Source organism: Pontibaca methylaminivorans (assembly GCF_900156525.1).
Classification (GTDB): domain Bacteria; phylum Pseudomonadota; class Alphaproteobacteria; order Rhodobacterales; family Rhodobacteraceae; genus Pontibaca; species Pontibaca methylaminivorans.
Window position 1 is genome coordinate 1,265,426 of record NZ_FTPS01000001.1, and the last position, 16,989, is coordinate 1,282,414.

23 protein-coding genes and 1 tRNA gene are annotated in these 16,989 nt (G+C 66.1%); 14 read left to right on the forward strand and 10 right to left on the reverse strand.

From position 1 onward, the window contains the following. Nucleotides 1-4 precede the first annotated feature (4 nt). Entirely contained in the window at nt 5-409 is a 405-nt protein-coding gene (gene mce, locus B0B01_RS06240; protein WP_076648732.1) for a methylmalonyl-CoA epimerase, read from the reverse strand. Between the two features lie 134 nt (nt 410-543). On the opposite strand from mce, the gene B0B01_RS06245 reads away from it, so the two are divergent. Continuing rightward, nucleotides 544-1,272: a response regulator gene (locus B0B01_RS06245; protein WP_076648734.1), complete on the forward strand. Its 729-nt coding sequence runs from the start codon at nt 544-546 to the stop codon at nt 1,270-1,272. 2 nt (nt 1,273-1,274) lie between these two features. Next, entirely contained in the window at nt 1,275-1,454 is a 180-nt protein-coding gene (locus B0B01_RS06250) for a hypothetical protein (RefSeq protein ID WP_076648736.1), read from the forward strand. Between the two features lie 11 nt (nt 1,455-1,465). On the opposite strand, the gene B0B01_RS06255 is transcribed toward B0B01_RS06250, so the two are convergent. Further along, a complete protein-coding gene (locus tag B0B01_RS06255; protein ID WP_076648738.1) occupies nt 1,466-2,206 on the reverse strand; it encodes a GNAT family N-acetyltransferase in 741 nt (246 codons plus the stop codon). 158 nt (nt 2,207-2,364) lie between these two features. Next, nucleotides 2,365-3,198, reverse strand: coding sequence for a PRC-barrel domain-containing protein (locus B0B01_RS06260; protein WP_076648740.1), 834 nt, complete (start codon nt 3,196-3,198; stop codon nt 2,365-2,367). 225 nt (nt 3,199-3,423) lie between these two features. Between B0B01_RS06260 and B0B01_RS06265 the strand changes: the two genes are divergently transcribed. Beyond that, nucleotides 3,424-3,624 carry a PLD nuclease N-terminal domain-containing protein gene (locus tag B0B01_RS06265; RefSeq protein ID WP_076648742.1) on the forward strand — a complete coding sequence of 67 codons (201 nt, stop codon included), beginning with the start codon at nt 3,424-3,426 and terminating at the stop codon, nt 3,622-3,624. Between the two features lie 84 nt (nt 3,625-3,708). On the opposite strand, the gene B0B01_RS06270 is transcribed toward B0B01_RS06265, so the two are convergent. From B0B01_RS06270 to B0B01_RS06280, 3 genes are all read right to left on the reverse strand, one after another. Then, nucleotides 3,709-4,074: a phage holin family protein gene (locus B0B01_RS06270; RefSeq protein WP_076648744.1), complete on the reverse strand. Its 366-nt coding sequence runs from the start codon at nt 4,072-4,074 to the stop codon at nt 3,709-3,711. Further along, nucleotides 4,074-4,400 (reverse strand): ElaB/YgaM/YqjD family protein, encoded by a 327-nt coding sequence (locus B0B01_RS06275; protein ID WP_076648746.1) that lies wholly within the window; start codon nt 4,398-4,400, stop codon nt 4,074-4,076. Before B0B01_RS06275 ends, B0B01_RS06270 begins: the two co-directional genes overlap by 1 nt. A 120-nt stretch (nt 4,401-4,520) precedes the next feature. Beyond that, nucleotides 4,521-5,336 carry a response regulator gene (locus B0B01_RS06280; RefSeq protein WP_076648748.1) on the reverse strand — a complete coding sequence of 272 codons (816 nt, stop codon included), beginning with the start codon at nt 5,334-5,336 and terminating at the stop codon, nt 4,521-4,523. A gap of 36 nt (nt 5,337-5,372) precedes the next feature. Here B0B01_RS06280 and B0B01_RS13540 point away from each other — a divergent pair, with 36 nt between their 5' ends. From B0B01_RS13540 to B0B01_RS06300, 4 genes are all read left to right on the forward strand, one after another. Then, on the forward strand, nt 5,373-5,651 hold the full coding sequence (locus tag B0B01_RS13540; protein ID WP_327082983.1) for a NepR family anti-sigma factor: 279 nt from the start codon (nt 5,373-5,375) through the stop codon (nt 5,649-5,651). Then, nucleotides 5,648-6,208 (forward strand): RNA polymerase sigma factor, encoded by a 561-nt coding sequence (locus B0B01_RS06290; RefSeq protein ID WP_076648752.1) that lies wholly within the window; start codon nt 5,648-5,650, stop codon nt 6,206-6,208. The genes B0B01_RS13540 and B0B01_RS06290 overlap by 4 nt, the downstream gene beginning before the upstream one ends. After that, nucleotides 6,189-7,931: a sensor histidine kinase gene (locus B0B01_RS06295; RefSeq protein WP_076648754.1), complete on the forward strand. Its 1,743-nt coding sequence runs from the start codon at nt 6,189-6,191 to the stop codon at nt 7,929-7,931. Before B0B01_RS06290 ends, B0B01_RS06295 begins: the two co-directional genes overlap by 20 nt. 116 nt (nt 7,932-8,047) lie before the next feature. After that, nucleotides 8,048-8,242 (forward strand): CsbD family protein, encoded by a 195-nt coding sequence (locus tag B0B01_RS06300; protein WP_076648756.1) that lies wholly within the window; start codon nt 8,048-8,050, stop codon nt 8,240-8,242. 246 nt (nt 8,243-8,488) lie between these two features. On the opposite strand, the gene B0B01_RS06305 is transcribed toward B0B01_RS06300, so the two are convergent. Continuing rightward, nucleotides 8,489-9,514: a LacI family DNA-binding transcriptional regulator gene (locus B0B01_RS06305; protein ID WP_076648758.1), complete on the reverse strand. Its 1,026-nt coding sequence runs from the start codon at nt 9,512-9,514 to the stop codon at nt 8,489-8,491. Nucleotides 9,515-9,633: 119 nt separating this feature from the next. Between B0B01_RS06305 and B0B01_RS06310 the strand changes: the two genes are divergently transcribed. Together B0B01_RS06310 and B0B01_RS06315 are read left to right on the forward strand one after the other, a co-directional pair. Beyond that, nucleotides 9,634-9,710: transfer RNA gene (locus B0B01_RS06310), tRNA-Arg, on the forward strand. 414 nt (nt 9,711-10,124) lie between these two features. Further along, the gene (locus B0B01_RS06315; RefSeq protein WP_076650087.1) at nt 10,125-10,307 is read left to right on the forward strand and encodes a hypothetical protein; all 183 of its coding nucleotides are present in this window, start codon (nt 10,125-10,127) and stop codon (nt 10,305-10,307) included. A gap of 153 nt (nt 10,308-10,460) precedes the next feature. Here the strand turns inward: B0B01_RS06315 and hemH are convergent, their stop codons facing one another. Together hemH and B0B01_RS06325 are read right to left on the reverse strand one after the other, a co-directional pair. Further along, a complete protein-coding gene (gene hemH, locus B0B01_RS06320; RefSeq protein WP_407675225.1) occupies nt 10,461-11,507 on the reverse strand; it encodes a ferrochelatase in 1,047 nt (348 codons plus the stop codon). Between the two features lie 73 nt (nt 11,508-11,580). Then, entirely contained in the window at nt 11,581-12,393 is an 813-nt protein-coding gene (locus B0B01_RS06325; RefSeq protein ID WP_234967718.1) for a methyltransferase domain-containing protein, read from the reverse strand. Between the two features lie 104 nt (nt 12,394-12,497). Between B0B01_RS06325 and B0B01_RS06330 the strand changes: the two genes are divergently transcribed. The 3 genes from B0B01_RS06330 to B0B01_RS06340 all read left to right on the forward strand — a co-directional run bounded on the left by B0B01_RS06330 (nt 12,498) and on the right by B0B01_RS06340 (nt 14,316). Beyond that, nucleotides 12,498-13,157, forward strand: coding sequence for a ComF family protein (locus B0B01_RS06330; protein ID WP_234967719.1), 660 nt, complete (start codon nt 12,498-12,500; stop codon nt 13,155-13,157). A 68-nt stretch (nt 13,158-13,225) separates the two neighbouring features. Continuing rightward, entirely contained in the window at nt 13,226-13,483 is a 258-nt protein-coding gene (gene grxC / locus B0B01_RS06335) for a glutaredoxin 3 (RefSeq protein ID WP_076648766.1), read from the forward strand. Nucleotides 13,484-13,485: 2 nt separating this feature from the next. Continuing rightward, complete coding sequence (locus B0B01_RS06340; RefSeq protein WP_076650088.1) at nt 13,486-14,316, forward strand: carbon-nitrogen hydrolase family protein; 831 nt, start codon at nt 13,486-13,488, stop codon at nt 14,314-14,316. Nucleotides 14,317-14,376: 60 nt separating this feature from the next. On the opposite strand, the gene ubiG is transcribed toward B0B01_RS06340, so the two are convergent. Next, nucleotides 14,377-15,123, reverse strand: a complete 747-nt coding sequence (gene ubiG, locus B0B01_RS06345; protein WP_076648768.1) for a bifunctional 2-polyprenyl-6-hydroxyphenol methylase/3-demethylubiquinol 3-O-methyltransferase UbiG — start codon at nt 15,121-15,123, stop codon at nt 14,377-14,379. 49 nt (nt 15,124-15,172) lie between these two features. On the opposite strand from ubiG, the gene pip reads away from it, so the two are divergent. Beyond that, a complete protein-coding gene (pip, locus tag B0B01_RS06350) occupies nt 15,173-16,159 on the forward strand; it encodes a prolyl aminopeptidase (RefSeq protein WP_076648770.1) in 987 nt (328 codons plus the stop codon). After that, nucleotides 16,156-16,986, forward strand: a complete 831-nt coding sequence (locus B0B01_RS06355; RefSeq protein ID WP_076648772.1) for an ABC transporter substrate-binding protein — start codon at nt 16,156-16,158, stop codon at nt 16,984-16,986. Before pip ends, B0B01_RS06355 begins: the two co-directional genes overlap by 4 nt. The last annotated feature ends 3 nt before the right edge of the window (nt 16,987-16,989 follow it).

The following is a 16,989-nucleotide window of genomic DNA, read 5'->3' on the forward strand; positions in this document are numbered from 1 at the left end:
TGCCTCAGGCTTGTTCCAGTTCGATCAGGCAGCCGTTGAAATCCTTCGGATGAAGGAACAGCACCGGCTTTCCATGGGCGCCGATCTTCGGCTCGCCGCTGCCGAGCACACGCGCCCCGGCGGCCTTGAGCTGGTCGCGCGCGGCGAGGATGTCCTCGACCTCGTAACAGACATGGTGCATCCCGCCCGACGGGTTCTTTTCCAGGAATCCGGCAATCGGGCTGTTTTCACCCAGAGGATGCAGAAGCTCGATCTTGGTATTCGGCAGTTCGATGAAAACCGCCGTCACGCCATGATCGGGCTCTTCCTGCGGCGCACCGACATTTGCGCCCAGCGCATCCCGATAGCGGGCGCAGGCGGCGTCGAGGTCGGGCACGGCGATGGCGACGTGGTTCAGGCGACCGATCATCTGTTTCTCCTTTCGGACATGCAAGGGCCGGTTATGCGAGCCGGGCCCGCAAAGGGCAAGGGGCCGCGGCGGCGTTTACCCGGTATTAGCACGCTCTTTCTACGCTTTCTTCATCTGCTCACGAAGGAAACGTCATGGATGATTCGAATGCCTGTGCCGTCAACCTGACCGCCGCCCCCGGCCAGCTGCCGCTGCTGGGGCTGACCGTTCTCGTGGTCGAGGACAGCCGTTTTGCCAGCGACGCCATGCGGATGCTCTGCCTGCGCAGCGGCGCCAGAATCCGCCGTGCGGACCGCCTTGCGGCGGCGCGGCGCCACCTCAAGACCTATCGCCCCTCGGTTCTGGTGGTCGATCTCGGCCTGCCGGACGGCTCGGGGCTCGACCTGATCGCCGAGGCGGCGGCGGCCGTGCCGCGCATCCGGGTGATTCTCGGCACATCCGGCGATCCCGCCGCCGAGGCCGCCGTCATGGCCGCCGGCGCGGACGGGTTCCTGCCGAAACCCGTCACCTCCCTGCACCGCTTCCAGGAGGCGATCCTTGCCCATGCCGCGCCCGGGCGGGTGGCGGCCGCCGCACCGGACCGGACGCATATCGACAATCCGGTGGAGCCCGATCCGCTCGCCTATCTCGACGACATGCTGCAGGCGGCCGAGATCCTGTGCGAGAGCACCGACGAGGTGATGCTTGACTACGTGGCGCAGTTCCTTGCCGGCGTGGCGCGCATTGCCGATGACGCGGCGCTGGCCGAGGCGGCGAGTGAACTCGCCCGCATCCGCGCAAGCGGCGGGCCGGCGGCCTCGGGAACGGCGCGGGTCGCCGGGCTGGTGCAGGAGCGCCTGCGCGACCGCGGATCGATGCTGTGATCATGGCCGAGATGTTCCTTCTGGCCGGGCTCAGCCTTGCGATCGTGCTGCGCCTGCAGGCCGGCCGGGCCCGGCGCGACGCCGGCCTGCCGCCGGCAATCAGGCAGGCGCAGGCGCCGGGGCAGGCGAGTGCGGGCAAACGGCCCGCTGTCGGGGCCGGGCGCGGATCGGAAGATAGCTGACCGCACGCCAGTCAGGACAGGGCGGGATCGCGCGCCGCAAGCAGGGGCGCCGTCAGCCCGGAAAGGGCCTCGCGCTGGCGTCCGCGATCGAAATTCGCGGGGTCGAGCCAGTGCCGGTGCGCGGCGGCAAGCGCCGGCCATTCGCTGTCGATCACCGAGAACCACGCGGTGTCGCGATTGCGGCCCTTGACCACCATGGCCTGCCGGAACACGCCCTCATGACTGAACCCGAGCCGCTGCGCCGCCCGGCGCGAGGCGATGTTCAGCGCATCGCATTTCCATTCGCAGCGCCGGTAGCCCGCGGCGAACGCCTCTCGCATCATCATGGAAAGCGCCTCGGTCGCGGCGGGCGTGCGCTGCAGCGGCGGCGCAAAGCAGAGATGCCCGATCTCGATCGAGCCGGCCTCGGGCTTGATCCGCAGATAGCTCGCGATTCCCGCGATCGCGCCCCCGCCGCCACCGTCTTCGTCGCCCCCAACGATGCGCAGGGCAAAGAACAGCGGATCATCGCGACTGCTCATGGCTTCGGTCCAGCCGCGATAATCCTCTTCGGTCGCGAACGGGCCATAGCCCATGTAGGTCCAGAGGTTGTCATGCCCGCGCCAGGCGCGGAACAGCGCCCCGGCATGCGCCCCGGCCGAGAGGGGCTCGAGCCGCACATGGGCGCCCTCCAGCACCCCGTGCGCCGGGCGCGGCGGCGGGCGCCAGTCGGGCAGCCTTGCGGCCGGATCATATGCGCGAGCCCCGATCATGGAACAGTCTAGGCACGCGATCTCCCCGCTGCCAACCGGAAATCCGCCCCCTTGTGCGGGAATCGCAACCATTCCGCCACGGATGCCAAACGAAAAAGGGGCCGCCGATGCGGCCCCTTTCCGGGCAACAGGACAGCGACCTGCCGGCCGACCGCCTCTTATTCCTGGTATTCGGGCAGTTCCTCGAGCTGATCCCTGGTCATGTCCACATAAAGGCGCGGCGTGTTGTCGTTCTGGTCCTCGACGCTCGTCATCAGGCGGATCTGGTCAATGTCGAGCGCCACCGGCTTGGCACCGATGCCGAGGAATCCGCCGACATCCACGACCACCGTCTTGATGCCGCCCTCCTCGTCCAGAACGAGATCCTTCACATCGCCTATCTTGTCCTCGTCGGGGCCATAGACCGGCGCGCCCTCGATGTCGCTGGCCTCGTAATCAGCGATGTCAGCCTCCTGGAGCCCCTCTTCGGTCCGGCCGTTCTCGCTGAAGACCTGATCCCAGTCGACCTTCCTGCTTTCGGACAGCGGTGCCGGATCGGCGCGATAGACGACGAAGAAATCGTCCTCGCTGTCGCTGTCGCGCACAAGGCTCAGATCCTCCATGGCCACGCGAACGTCATGATCGCCAAGGTCGAAAAACCCGCCGACGTCGATCACGACTCCGTCGACGTGCCCTTCCGCGGTGATCAGAAGGTCGTCGATATCGCCCAGTTCCTGCCAGTCGTCCGGCGCCTCGGTCAGATCGTCCCGGGCGCTGAGCGTGGCGGCGTCCTCGTCGGAAAACCCGCCTTCACGGGCATAGACCTTGTGACCGATCAGCTTGCTGCCGCGAACGCCCGCGAGGCCCAGCGCCTGATCCGGGTCGTTCATGCCGGCCTCGGCCTCGCTCGCGGATTCGGCGGTCGCCGGGCTGGTGGTGTCGACCTCGCTCTGGGCCAGGACGGGGCCCGTCAGCAAGGCAATCATCGCGGTCGTGGTCAGAAATGTCTTCACGGCTTTCTCCTCATGTTCCTCCGCATGCCCGGTGCGGGCTGCTGCAGTCTGGACAACTCGCATGGCGGGAACAGGTTTCACCGGTTCTGCAAAAACGTGGCGTCACGCGAGGCCCGGATGCGCGGCCCCTGGGGCCGCCGCTTGCTGCGCCCGACATGCGGAGACGGCTGGCGGAACCCTCGGGCCGGCGGGTGGTTGAGACAGAAGGTGAAGAGGAGAAATGCAATGGTGAACACAGGCGGATACGCAGGAATAACCGGGCTCGTCATTCTGGCGCTCGACATCTGGGCAATCGTTTCGATCATCGGCTCGAGCGCATCGACGGGGGCCAAGGTGCTCTGGACGTTGCTGGTGATCGTCCTGCCGCTGGTCGGCTTCATAATATGGCTGCTGGCCGGGCCGCGTTCCTCGGGGCGCGCGGGCTAGGCACAGAGGATTGATCTGACTGCGAAAATCCGGTTGTCAACCGACAACCGGATTATCTTTTTTCGCAGCGATGTCCGAACCGCATCAGCGCCGGCGCTCACGCCGCTTGGCCGCGGAGCCGGCCTCCATCCCGTAAAGAAACGCCTGCGCGAGCGGCGGCATACCGGACGGGGGCGCATAGGACGGCGGCCTGTCGTGTTCCGGCACATGGGGCGTGTGATGACGCGATCCCATCGCGCTTGCCGCCGCGATCAGAATCGCCCCGAGCGCGAGATAGGCAAAGCCGATCAGCAGGGCCGCCGCCAGCGTGCTTGCCGCCTCGGCCATGGCGATCCATGCGGCCGCGGTCAGAAAGGCAAGACCGACCAGAAAGGCAATCGCCGCCACGGCCCCGAGGGCCGAGCGGCGTGCCGCCTGCGCCACCTTTCGTTCGACGGAGCGGAACAACATCAGCGACGCGACGTCATCAGGCCGACCAGGAACCCGAGCCCCGCAGCGATGCCCAGCGCCATTGCCGGCTGCTGGGCAACGAAGTCGCTGGCCTGATGCTCGAGCTGATGGGCGCGGGCGCGGGCCGCCTCCATCCCGCTATGGGCAAGCTGCTCGGCACGGTCGAGGTTCTCGCGCGCCGCGTCGCTCAGCCGGGCACCGCTGGCACGGCCAAGCTCTCCCATGGTCTTGGTGAGCTTGTTCATGTCGGAGCGCAGCTCTTCCAACTGCTTGGCGAGTTCTTCCGAACTCGGGCTGTCGGAGGTCGAGGTTTCGCTACGGGCCATCTCTCTGCATCCTTTGCTGCTGTGAACGGAAATCAGGTCATGTCATGTGCAACACGCAAGCCGCCCTTCGGGTTCCCTCTGCCTTGCCCGCCGGGCGGTTTTGCCGTGCCCTGCCCCGGCTCAGGTCTTGAGCGTCTCGGTCGAGGAAAAGAACATCGCCTGGCTTACCGCCGAGCGCACCTGGTCCTCGCTGTAGGGTTTGGAGATCAGGAAGGCCGGTTCCGGCCGCTCCCCCGTCAGGAGCCGCTCGGGAAAGGCGGTGATGAAGATGACGGGCACGTCGCCCAGGGTCTTCAGCAGTTCCTGCACCGCCTCGATGCCCGAGGAATTGTCCGCAAGCTGAATATCCGCAAGGATCAGGTCGGGCCGCTCGGCGCTGCCCAGCTTGACCGCGCTGGTGTGGGTGCGGGCGATCCCGACCACCTCGTGCCCCATGTCGGCAACGAGCGCTTCGAGGTCCATGGCGATGATCGCCTCGTCCTCGATGATCATGATGCGGCCGGACACCGCATCGCTCATTTCCTTGCGGGCGCGATCGACCAGGTATTCGGCCTCTTCGGGGCTGATCTGCATGATCCGCGCGGTATCGTCGTGGCTGAAATCCTCGATCGTGTGAAGCAGCAGCGCCTCGCGGGTGTTCCTTGTCAGCCGCGCCAGATGCGCCTGCGCCCGCAGTTCGATCGGGTTTTCGCCCGTCTCGCCGCTCGGGGCGCCGGTGGTTACCCAGATTCCGTGGAAAATCCTGAACAGCGAGACCTTCACGGCGGCTTCGCTTCCGAACACGGTCGGATCCTCGAGAATCGCCTCGAGCGTCGCGGCGGCATAGGCATCGCCCGATTCCTGACTTCCGGTCAGGGCCCGGCCATACCGGCGCAGATAGGGCAGATGTCGCCCCAATTCTGTCGCAAGATCGCCACCCCGTGCATCATTCTTCATTCCATTGCCTCATTTTCAACACCAGGGGAACTCAACGTGCCCTGTATCGTTGAGTTCCCGTGGATTTCGTGGCCTTCACGTGAATATACAGCCACTGGCAAGGTGGCGGCAACCGTGGCGGCAATCAAGGCGGAAGAGATGGCAACCAGAAAAAAGAGCAGCAACAAGATGCAGATCGATGAAAATCTGAGACGAGCCTATCAGGATGTGCTCGACGACGAGATTCCCGAACGCTTCAGGGAGCTCCTGGCACAGTTGCGGGCACAGGACCATGACCGCCGGGCAGATCGGGACGGGGATGGCGACCGCAAATGAGCAGTCCCAGTCCGAAGGATGAACTCGTCGAGCATATTCCCGCCCTGCGAGCCTTTGCCATCAGCCTCAGCCACAACCGTGCCACCGCCGACGACATGGTGCAGGACACCCTGGTGAAGGCGTGGACCAACATCGACGACAAGTTCCGCCCCGGCACCAACCTGCGGGCGTGGCTTTTCACCATCCTGCGCAACACCTACTATTCGAACCGCCGCAAGATGAAGCGCGAGGTGGCGGATGTGGACGGCGTGTTCACCGAACGTCTTGCCGTGAAGCCGTCGCATGATGGAAACCTGCAGATGTCGGATTTCCGCGCGGCCTTTGCCCAGCTTCCCGACGAGCAGCGCGAAGCGCTGGTTCTGGTCGGGGCGCTCGGATTTTCCTATGAGGAAGCCGCCGGCATGTGTGAGGTCGCGGTCGGAACCGTCAAGAGCCGGGCCAACCGGGGCCGGGCGCGTCTGGTGCAGCTTCTTGACCTGAACGAAGACGAATCCATGGAGCTGACCGATGAGGCGACCATGGCGGTGATCACGTCAAATGGCCCGTCGTCTCTATGATCCGGGCCCGGTGAAGCGGGCGTTGCGCTCGCTCGGGGCGCGGGTGGTTCTTCTGCTGACCGTCGCGCTCCTGCCGATCGGCGCGATTGCGCTTTACCAGACCCACGAGGTGCGCCAGCAGGCCGAGTTGCGCGTGGCGCTGGCGCTGCAGGCACTGACCGAAAGCGCCGTGCGCAACGAACGCACCATGCTGCAGAACGCCGACGGGGTGATGGCCCATGCCGGCGCGGCCATGGCGCTGATGGCCGATGACCCGGTCACCTGCACCCAGTTGATGCAGCGTTTTCTGTCCGGCAATCCGGAATTCGTCTTTTTCGCCTTCAGCCGGACCGGGGAGCGGTCCGACTGCATGTCGTCGGCCGATCCCGACATGCGCGGAATCGCCCAGATCGAATCCTCCTTCTGGGACAAGCCCGAACGCAATGTGACCGCGGATTTCCGTGGCCGCGGCGGAGAACCGCTCATCATCATGACCTATCCGGTCACGCGCAGCGACCGCATGATCGGTGCGCTGCGCCTCGCGATCACGCTGAGCGCCCTGCAGGCGCCCAGCAATTCGCTCGAAGAGGACGGCGAAGGGCCGGTGGAACTGATCACCTTCAACCGCGAGGGCACGGTGCTCACCTCGACCACCGGGCTTGCCGATGTTGCGGAAAAGCTCCCCCGGGACGACCGGCTTGCGGATTTCGTCGGGCAGAACGCATTTTCCTTTACCGGCGACAACAACAAGGGCGAACGCCGCGCCTTTGCGCTGGTGCCGATCCTGCCCGGCACGCTTTATGCGCTCGGCGCCTATGGGGGGTCGACGGCATCGCTCGGGCCGGTGGGAATGCCGGTGCCGGCCTGGGTGTTCCCGATCCTGATGTGGGTCGTGTCGCTGATCGTGGCCTATACGGCGATCGAACATCTGGTGATCCGCCACATCCGGCGGCTGCAGCGCGAGATGCTCGAATTCACCAAGAACCGGCGCCCGCCGGAACCGTCGCACGCCCCCGACAAGCCACAGGAACTGCGCGACATCGACGCGGCCTTCCTGACCATGACCGAAACCCTGCTGCATGACGAGGCAGAGATGGAAAACGCCATGCACGAGAAAATCGTGCTGCTGCGCGAGGTCCATCACCGCGTCAAAAACAACCTGCAGCTGATTTCCTCGATCATGAACATGAAGATGCGCAAGACCTCCGACCCGGAGACGATCCGCATCCTGAAGCGGCTGCAGAAGCGGGTGCTCGGGCTGGCGCGGGTTCATCAGGGGCTGTACGAGGCGCAGAATTTCAACTCTCTCGACATCACCGACCTCGCGAACGCGATCCTCGAAGAGATGGAGCAGATGACCGCCGACAGCCGCAAGCCGGTGCAGATCATCCGCGAGATCAACCCGGTCGCGCTGTTCCCCGATCAGGCGGTGCCGCTGTCGCTGCTGCTGTCCGAGGCGACCACCAACGCGATCAAGTTCGCCGATGCCCCCGAGGGCGATACCCCCTGGATCAAGGTCGAAATCTATGCCGACGAACCCGATCACGCCTGCCTTGTGATCAGCAACTCGATCGACATGACCACTCCCGAGACCGCCGGCAACCGCGGGCTCGGGCGGCAACTGATCACCGCCTTCAATTCCCAGCTCGAGGGCGAACTGAACATCACCCGCGAAAACGGCGTCTACAAGGTGGCGGTCCGCTTCAAGGTCGCGAGTGTCGTGCCGGCACCGCGGGATTACTGAGCGCCGGTCCACGCGCCCCTGTCCTGCATCCTGTCCTGCACCCGGAACCTGTCGGGCCTTCGGGCGTTCATCTCTCACCACATGTCGTGAGTGACACGCAAAAAAGGAGCACCGCCATGAACTGGGACGAAGTCAAGGGAAAGTGGAAGCAGATGAAGGGCGACGTAAAGGTCAAGTGGGGCGAACTCACCGATGACGACCTGGATCAGATCGACGGTCACCGCGAAAAGCTGATCGGCAAGATCCAGGAGCGTTACGGCAAGGCCCGCGACGCCGCCGAGCGCGAAGTGGACGAATGGTCCACCCACTGACAGGCACCCGAAGGGGCTGAGCGCCCCGGGTCGAGGCGATCCGTAAGGAATGAATGCCGAAACTGTCCAGAGAGGGCCCCCGTCGCACCAGCGCGGCGGGGGCCTTGTCCGTTTCCAGTTCGCGAAGCGGACAGGGACAAGGGCCACCCGCGAAGGCCGGGCCCTGCGTATCCCGACAGCGGCGCCATGTGCCGGGGCAAAAGCCGCGCGCCTCGTTGCGGCGGAACCGGGGCGCCTGCCCCGGGCTCAGCGCCGTTTCAGCGTGTCGCCATAGGTGACCACCGGTTCGAGCGTCACGTGATTCTCGACCTCCTGCGGCGGGTCGGCCAGCCTTGCGGCAATGATGCGCGCCGCCGTCTGGCCGATTTCGCGGCGGCAGGAATCCATGGTCGCAAGCCGGCGCGGCAGCCCCTCCAGCAGATCGAGCCCGTTGAAACCCGCAAGCCCGATCTGCCCCGGCACATCAATGCCCTGTTCAAGCAGGTAAAGCAGCCCGCCCGCACCGATCATGTCGTTTGAATAATAGAGGAAATCCAGTTCGGGCGAGCGTTCGAGCATGAGCTGCGTCATCTCGCGCCCCTTGGCCAGCGCCGAGCCGCCGGAATAGAATTCGCGGTCCTCGATCTCGACCCCTTCGCGGGCCAGCGCCTGGGTGAACCCCTCGAACCGCTTGCGCGCGCGGTGATCGAGCGCCAGTTGCGTGCCCATGAATCCGACATGGCGATAGCCGAAACGCAGGATCGCTTCGGCCATCTTGCGCCCGGCGCGGCGCTGCGAAATGCCCACCATGGCGTCGATCGGCTTGCCGTCGGAATCCATAATCTCGACCACCGGGATCCCGGCCGCGGTCAGCATGTTGCGGCTTGCGTCGGAATGTTCGACCCCGGCGATGATGACGCCCGACGGCCGCCACGAGAGCATCTCGTAAAGAACCCGCTCTTCCCGTTCGGGCTGGTAGCCGGTGACGCCGACCACCGGCTGCAGGTCGGTTTCGTCAAGCACGTCGTTGATGCCGCTCAGCACCTCCGGGAACACCAGATTCGACAGCGACGGGATGATGACCGCGATCAGGTTCACCCGGCTCGACGCCAGCGCCCCGGCGATGCGGTTCGGCACATAGCCAAGCTCGCTCGCCGCCTCGAGCACCTTGGCCCGGGTGGCTTCCGAAACATCACCGCGCTGGCGCAGCACCCGGCTCACCGTCATCTCGGACACCCCCGAAGCTTCGGAGACATCCCGCAACGTGAGCGGACGTTTATCCTTTTTCGACACTGGCAGCACTCCCCCCAAGACCGAGCCGGCACGACGTTACCGCGAACCGGGCGGGCTGATCAACTCTGTGCGGAAAACGGTGACAAGCCGGCCAATCCCTTCTATGAGACGGTCGGCGCGGCCCCGTGGCTCAACAGGATAGAGCAGCCCCCTCCTAAGGGGCAGGTTGCAGGTTCGAGTCCTGCCGGGGTCGCCAGTCATCCCAGCAATCAGTGGATGGTGGATCGCGGAGCGGAGGCGCAGCGCCGCATGTCGATGTCCCGTTCTCTTCCCGACCAGAGGAGACGCGGGCCGGTTCCCTCAATTCCGGGACGTGCAGCGTCGGTCGGCAGGGACATGTTGCGCAAGGCGAACCGCCCTTCCGGGTGCGGCGGTGATCGCCGGGAACAGCGCCGGTATCCGGCGTTCAAAGTGCGCGCCACCACCTGTCCGCAGGACACGCAAAACGATTCGCAAATCGGGAAGTGTTGCGGATTTGCCCGGTTCCTCGGCGGAAAAAGGACAATGATCACAAAAATTTGCAATCTTAACGGGCAGGCGCCTAGAAATTTGTTACAAGTTACGCATGTGCGGCGCCAAAATTCGGCTCGCGCAGATTCTGGAGGGAAAAATGAAGAAACTTGTTCTTGCTGCTGCTCTTGCCGGTGCCGCGTCCACTGCCGTCGCCGGAAATATCGAAGAACCCGTGGTTGAAGCGCCGGTGATCGTCGAGGACACCCAGAGCTCTTCGAGCGGCATCATCCTGCCCCTGGTTCTTCTGGTTCTGGTTGCAGCGGCCGTCGCGGCCAACTGAGCCACAACGCCGGTTTCGCCGCCGGAGGGGGCTGGCATCTTCTGCTGCCTTTTGCCCGCCCCGCCCCGCGGCCGGACACGGCGCCGAGAAACGGTATCGGGCGCATGATCGCCGTCCGATACCGTGCCTTTGGTCGCAGCCGCGACCGTGGCCCTATTCGACCCAGCCGCCGAGGTTTTCCCGGATCACCGAGGCGATCGCCGTGATATGCGCGTCGTCGTCGTTGAGGCAGGGAATGAAGGTGAACTGCTCGCCACCCGCGTTTTCAAAGCTTTCGCGGATCTCGTCGTTGATCTCTTCGAGCGTCTCGACGCAATCGGCGGCAAAGGCCGGCGCGCAGATTGCAAGCCGCTTTTTCCCGGCCTGCGCGAGCCGCGCGACCTCTTCGACCGTGTAGGGTTTCACCCACTCCTCCTTGCCGAACTGCGACTGGAAGGTGGTCACCAGTTCGCTCTCCGGCCAGCCGAGCCGTTCGCGCAGCAGGCGGGTGGTTTTCACGCAGTGGCAGTAATAGGGGTCACCCTCGTGCAGGTAACGTTCGGGCAGGCCATGGTATGAACAGACCAGCACGTCCGGGCGCTCCGCAACCTGCGCATAGGCGCGCTCGATCGACTGGGCAAGCGCCTCGATATAGTCGGGATGAACGAAATAATGGCTGATGGTACGCGCGGCGGGCTGCCAGCGCTCCTGCATCAGCGCGCGGAAGAAATGGTCGTTCGCCGTGCCGGTGGTCGCGCCCGCATATTGCGGATAAAGCGGCACGAAGAGGATCCGCCGGCAGCCGGCCTCGACCATCGCCCGCACCTTCGAGCGGGTCGAGGGGTTGCCGTAGCGCATGCAGAAATCGACCATGACCTGATCGCCGTATTCCTCGGCCATGGCCTTTGACAGCTTGGCGACCTGCTGTTTGGTGATGGTCAGCAGGGGGCTTTCGTTCTCGGCCTCGTTCCAGATCGACTTGTAGGCCTTGCCGCTGGAAAACGGGCGCTTGGTCAGGATCACGAGTTGCAGCAGCGGCTGCCATTTCCATGCCGGATAGTCGATCACCCGCTTGTCGGAAAGGAATTCGCTCAGATACCGGCGCAGCGGCCAGTAATCATAGGAATCGGGCGTGCCGAGATTGCCGATCAGGATTCCGGTCTTTTCGACCGCAATCCGGGGGTGATCCGCCGGAGCGTGCTCCGGGCGACTGGTGGCCATGTCTTTCATAACCGGATCCTCAACATCTGTTGGCGCCCTCGGAGCAAGGCAGATAAAGGGTTTTGCTGCCGGGTCAATCCGGCAGCGGGGTCTCCTGCGTCTGCAGCGCATCGGCCAGCCGCACCCGGGCGGAACCGGGGCGCAACGGCTTGGGCTGGTTTTCGGCCGGCGCCCAGCCGGTCAGGCAGATGAATTCGAACCGCGCCGGAATGCGCCCGTCGGCCCGGCCGTGTTCCGCATGGTAAAGCTCGGCCGCGCGGGCAAAGATCGCGCGCCGGGTCGGATGACGCAGCCGCTGCGCGAGCGCATTCGTCTCGCCCATGGCGCGCAGGTCGTGCATGAGGTGGGCGAGGTCGCGATAATCGGCCGTGACATCGAAGCTGTCCGCGACCGGCAGCGCCAGGCCCGCCCGCTGGAGCAGGCCGCCCAGATCGCGGATTTCGGCCATCGGCGAAACGCGGGGCGACAGCCCCCCGGTCACCTCCGACTCGGCCCGGGCAAGCACCGCGCGCAATTCGGAAAGCGTCCCGCCCCCGAGCGCGACAGCAAGCAACAGCCCGTCCTCGCGCAGGGCGCGGCGGCACTGGATCAGCTGCCCGACCGGATCGTTCGCCCAGTGCAGCCCCATGGCATGAACCACAAGGTCATGGGAGTCCGGCGCAAGGTCGAGCACATCGGAATCGGGGATGCAGGTCGCATTGGCAAGATCCGCCGCAAGTTCCCGGCGCCAGACATCGGGAAACGGCGTCACAAGGGCCGGTTTCGTAAACTCCCTGTTAACGGCTGCGAGGCGATCCTGAACGTCCTGCATGGCCAGACGGTGCAGGAACAGTTCGTTCGGATCGGCCCGCCGGCGGCGCGCGGCAAGCGCGGCCCTGTCGAACATGGGGAGAGGAGTGTTCATGCGTGCAAACTAGGCGCTTCCGGGACAGAGTTCAAACCGCCGTCGGGCTTTTGTATCCGCCGCGCTGTCTTGGCTGCGGCACGCTGGTGGCAAGCGATTTCGGGCTTTGCGGCCCCTGCTGGCGCGACACGCCGTTCATCGCCGGCACGGTCTGCGATTCCTGCGGCGTGCCGCTTCCGGGGGCGGCGGACGGGGACCGGCTCGAATGCGACGACTGCATGGCGCAGCCGCGCCCCTGGTCGAAGGGCCGGTCCGCCCTGCTTTACGAGGGGCGCGCGCGGCGCATGGTGCTTGCACTCAAGCATGGCGACCGCGGCGAACTCGCCCGGCCGGCTGCGCTCTGGATGGCGAATGCCGCGCGCCCGCTGCTGCGCGAGGGGATGCTGATCGCGCCGGTTCCGTTGCACTGGCTGCGCCTTGCGGCGCGGCGCTACAATCAGGCGGCGCTGCTTGCGCAGCATCTGGCGGGGCGCACGGGGCTTGCGCAGTGCCCCGACCTGCTGCGCCGGATACGGCGCACGCAGCCGCTCGGACACAGGACGGCACAGGAACGGTTCGCCGATCTGGCCGGGTCCATCGCGGTCCACCCCGGTCGGGCGCACCATCTGGCCGGGCGCGATGTGCTGCTGGTCGATGACGTGATGACATCGGGGGCAACGCTCGCCGCCTGCGCCGCTGCCTGCCGCGAAGCGGGTGCCGGCGAAATCTTCGTGATTACGCTGGCACGCGTGGCAAAGGCGGCCTAGATCTGCACCGGCGCGGGCACCCATGCCATGAAACGTGCAGGAAACAGGCGCAAGACAGGGATCATTGCATGAAACAGGTCGAAATCTATACCTCGCCGCTCTGCGGTTACTGCCATGCGGCCAAGGGGCTGCTGAAACGCAAGGGCGTCAGGTTTACCGAGATCGACGTGCTGAGCGATCCCGATCGCAAGCCCGAGATGATAAAGCGCGCCGGCGGGCGGCGGACCGTGCCGCAGATCTTCATCGGGGAGACCCATGTCGGCGGGTGCGATGAGTTGCACGCGCTCGAACGCGCCGGAAAGCTCGACCCGCTGCTGGCCGAATGAACCTGCGTGCCGCTCTCGTTCAGCTGAATTCGGGCGACGACCCGGACCGGAACCTCGCCGTTACGGCGGAACTGGTCGAACGCGCCGCCAACAGCGGCGCCGGGCTGGTGCTGACGCCCGAGATCACCAATTGCGTGTCGAGCGACCGCACGCATCAGCGCGCCGTGCTGCACCCTGAGGACGACGACCCGACGCTTGCGGCGCTGCGCGAGCAGGCGGCGCGGCTGCGGATCTGGCTGCTGATCGGGTCGCTTGCACTCAAGTCCGGCGACGCGGACGGGCGGCTTGCGAATCGGTCCTTCCTGATCGACCCCGACGGCGCGGTGGTGGCGCGGTATGACAAGATCCACATGTTCGACGTCACCGTGAGCAGCAACGAATCTTATCACGAATCCGACGCGTTCCGCCCCGGAAATCGCGCCGTGGTGGCGCAGACGGCCTTCGGGAAGGTCGGGCTCAGCATCTGCTATGACCTGCGCTTTCCCGGTCTTTACCAGGCGTTGGCGCGTGGTGGTGCGCAGATCCTGACGGTGCCGGCCGCCTTCACCGCCGTCACCGGGGCCGCGCATTGGGTGCCGCTGCTGCGGGCGCGCGCGATCGAGACCGGCTGTTACGTGCTGGCCCCGGCCCAGACCGGACGCCATGGCCTGCACGACGGGCGCGAGCGGCGCACCTTTGGCCACAGCCTTGCCGTGTCGCCCTGGGGCGAGGTGCTGGCGGACGGGGGCGAGGCCGTCGGCACGTTTCCGTTCGAGATCGACCTTGACGAGGTCGCGGCGGCGCGCCGGCGCATCCCCGCGCTGATCCATGCCCGCGATTTCGAGGGCCCGTGATTCAGAAGTTCGCGGACTTTCGCGGCCGGCCCATGGCGAACGGTGGCAACCCGGCCCGGATCACTCCGGGCGGGTGCTGGCGGTGACGTAGTTCACGCCAAGATCGCGCGCCGAGATGCGCCAGTCGCGCAGCAGCGGGTTGAACACGAAACCCTTGCGATCGACCGGCACCAGCCCGGCACCGCGCAACAGGTCGAAAAGCTCGTCCGGGGTGATGAATTTCGCCCAGTCATGGGTGCCGACCGGCAGCCACCGCATGATGCGCTCGGCCCCGATGATGGCAAGCGCATAGCTGCGCGCGGTGCGGTTGATGGTCGAGCAGAGATGCAGCCCGCCCGGTTTCAGAAGATCATGACAGGCGCGCAGGAAACCGGCCGGATCCGAAACATGTTCGATCACCTCCATGTTCACCACCACGTCGAAACGCTCGCCCAGATCCGCCAGCGCCTCGGCCGTGCTGTGGCGGTAGTCGATCATCAGGCCGGACTGTTCGGCATGGACGGCGGCGACGGGGATGTTTTCCGCGGCGGCATCCGCCCCCACGACCCCGGCCCCGAGCCGCGCCATGGGTTCGGACAAAAGCCCGCCGCCGCAGCCGATATCGAGGATCCGCAGGCCCTCAAGGGGATCGGGCGCGGCAAGGTCGCGGTCGAACTGGGCGGCGATCTGGGCGGTCACGTAATCAAGGCGGCAGGGATTCATCATGTGCAGCGGCTTGAACTTGCCATGCGGATCCCACCATTCCGCCGCCATGGCAGCGAACTTGGCGACCTCCTGAGGGTCGATGGTTCCGGGTTGCGCTTGCATTCCGCTCTCCCTGTGATTTTCTGGTCGCTGGTTTATATTGGACTCCATCATGGACAGATATATTGATCACACGCAAAGGCGCGAGGCCGATCCGCTGCATCCGCCGGTAGAACCCTTCGACCAGCGGATGCTGGATGTCGGCGATGGTCATCTGATCTATGTCGAGCAGTCCGGCAACCCCGACGGGCGGCCGGTGGTGGTGCTGCACGGCGGGCCCGGCGGCGGGTGCAGCCCCGGAATGCGGCGTTATTTCGATGCCGAGGCCTATCGCATCATCCTGTTCGACCAGCGCGGCTGCGGGCGGTCGCGGCCTCATGCCTCGGTCGATTACAACACCACCTGGCACCTCGTGGCCGATATCGAGCGGATCCGCGAGGCGCTCGATATCCCGGCCTGGTGCGTCTTTGGCGGAAGCTGGGGTGCGACACTTGCGCTCATCTATGCCCAGGCCCACCCCGAACGGGTCGCGCACCTGATCCTGCGGGGCGTGTTCCTCATGACCCGGGCCGAGCTCGACTGGTTCTATGGCGGCGGCGCGGGGCGATTCTGGCCCGATACCTGGCAGCGTTTCATCGACCCGATCCCGGAAGAAGAACGCTCCGACCTGATCCGGGCCTATAACAAGCGCCTGTTCTCGGGCGACCACGACGAGGAAATCCGCCATGCGCGCGCCTGGTCGGCATGGGAAAACGCGCTGGCCTCGATCACCTCGAACGGCAATTCCGGGCCCTGCCCCGGCAGTTACGCCCGTGCCTTTGCCCGGCTGGAAAATCACTATTTCATCAATCAGGGCTTTCTGGATTTCGACGGGCAGATCCTTGCGCGGATGGATCGCATCGCCCATGTTCCCGGCGTGATCGTTCAGGGCCGCTATGACATGATCTGCCCCCCCGAATCGGCGTGGAAACTGGCGCAGCGCTGGCCCGCCGCCGAACTGAGACTGGTGCGCGACGCGGGCCATGCCCTGTCGGAGCCCGCCATCACCGCCGAACTGGCACGGGCGATGGACCGGATCGCCCGCGAAACCCCGCCATGACCCGGCTCGACCGCCGCCTTCTGTTCACCTCGGGCGCCGCCGCCGCCCTGCTGGCCGCGGCCGGGCTTGCCCCCGAGCGCGCCCCGCGCAGCGGCGGGCGGCTGCGGATCGCGGTGCCGCGCGACGATTCGCTTGCCGCGGTGGAAAGCGGCGCGATCTTCGAGCGGCTGACCGAGGTCGCCCCCGACGGCAGCCTGCGCCCCGAGCTTGCGACCGCCTGGAAAGGAAGCGAGGACGCGCGGCGCTGGCAATTCACCCTGCGCGACGGCGTGCATTTCCACGACGGCCGCCCGCTGACCGCTGCGGATGCGGTCGAATCGCTCAGGTCGCGGCCGCTGCCGGAACAGGTGCTGAGGCTCGAGGCCACCGGCAGCAACCGGATTCTGGTGGAACTTGCCGCGGGCAACCCCGACCTTCCCTACTGGCTGGCCGACCCCGGCCTTGTCGTCACGCCGGAGGGCGGGGATGGCAGCGCCGGAATCGGCACCGGCCCCTATCGCCTGCGGGGCCGGCGCGCCGGGCGGCAGTTTCTGGGCGCGCGGGTGCCGCATCATTACAAGGACGGGGAAGCCGCCTGGGCGGAATCGGTCGAGGTGATCGCGATCCCCGATGCCGGCGTGCGGGCCGAGGCATTGCGCGACGGCTATGTCGATATCGCCGCCCTGCCCCGGCCCGAGGGGCTGCGCGGACGCGGCGGCTTTGTCTATCATCCGGGCGAGGACCGCATCGCGCTGGCCGCGCGTGCGGGAGTCGGCATGCCTCGCGTGGTCGGGTCGCGCAGCGCGCTGGACGATGGCCGCATCGCCCTGCGCTGGTGGCTTGCATGAGCG

Coding starts and splice junctions, on each gene's coding strand:
- mce (WP_076648732.1), bottom strand. CDS start 409: ATGATCGGTCGCCTGAACCACGTCGCCATCGCCGTGCCCGACCTCGAC.
- B0B01_RS06245 (WP_076648734.1), top strand. CDS start 544: ATGGATGATTCGAATGCCTGTGCCGTCAACCTGACCGCCGCCCCCGGC.
- B0B01_RS06250 (WP_076648736.1), top strand. CDS start 1,275: ATGGCCGAGATGTTCCTTCTGGCCGGGCTCAGCCTTGCGATCGTGCTG.
- B0B01_RS06255 (WP_076648738.1), bottom strand. CDS start 2,206: ATGATCGGGGCTCGCGCATATGATCCGGCCGCAAGGCTGCCCGACTGG.
- B0B01_RS06265 (WP_076648742.1), top strand. CDS start 3,424: ATGGTGAACACAGGCGGATACGCAGGAATAACCGGGCTCGTCATTCTG.
- B0B01_RS06270 (WP_076648744.1), bottom strand. CDS start 4,074: ATGTTGTTCCGCTCCGTCGAACGAAAGGTGGCGCAGGCGGCACGCCGC.
- B0B01_RS06275 (WP_076648746.1), bottom strand. CDS start 4,400: ATGGCCCGTAGCGAAACCTCGACCTCCGACAGCCCGAGTTCGGAAGAA.
- B0B01_RS06280 (WP_076648748.1), bottom strand. CDS start 5,336: ATGAAGAATGATGCACGGGGTGGCGATCTTGCGACAGAATTGGGGCGA.
- B0B01_RS06290 (WP_076648752.1), top strand. CDS start 5,648: ATGAGCAGTCCCAGTCCGAAGGATGAACTCGTCGAGCATATTCCCGCC.
- B0B01_RS06295 (WP_076648754.1), top strand. CDS start 6,189: ATGGCCCGTCGTCTCTATGATCCGGGCCCGGTGAAGCGGGCGTTGCGC.
- B0B01_RS06300 (WP_076648756.1), top strand. CDS start 8,048: ATGAACTGGGACGAAGTCAAGGGAAAGTGGAAGCAGATGAAGGGCGAC.
- B0B01_RS06315 (WP_076650087.1), top strand. CDS start 10,125: ATGAAGAAACTTGTTCTTGCTGCTGCTCTTGCCGGTGCCGCGTCCACT.
- hemH (WP_407675225.1), bottom strand. CDS start 11,507: ATGGCCACCAGTCGCCCGGAGCACGCTCCGGCGGATCACCCCCGGATT.
- B0B01_RS06325 (WP_234967718.1), bottom strand. CDS start 12,393: ATGTTCGACAGGGCCGCGCTTGCCGCGCGCCGCCGGCGGGCCGATCCG.
- grxC (WP_076648766.1), top strand. CDS start 13,226: ATGAAACAGGTCGAAATCTATACCTCGCCGCTCTGCGGTTACTGCCAT.
- ubiG (WP_076648768.1), bottom strand. CDS start 15,123: ATGCAAGCGCAACCCGGAACCATCGACCCTCAGGAGGTCGCCAAGTTC.
- pip (WP_076648770.1), top strand. CDS start 15,173: ATGGACAGATATATTGATCACACGCAAAGGCGCGAGGCCGATCCGCTG.
- B0B01_RS06355 (WP_076648772.1), top strand. CDS start 16,156: ATGACCCGGCTCGACCGCCGCCTTCTGTTCACCTCGGGCGCCGCCGCC.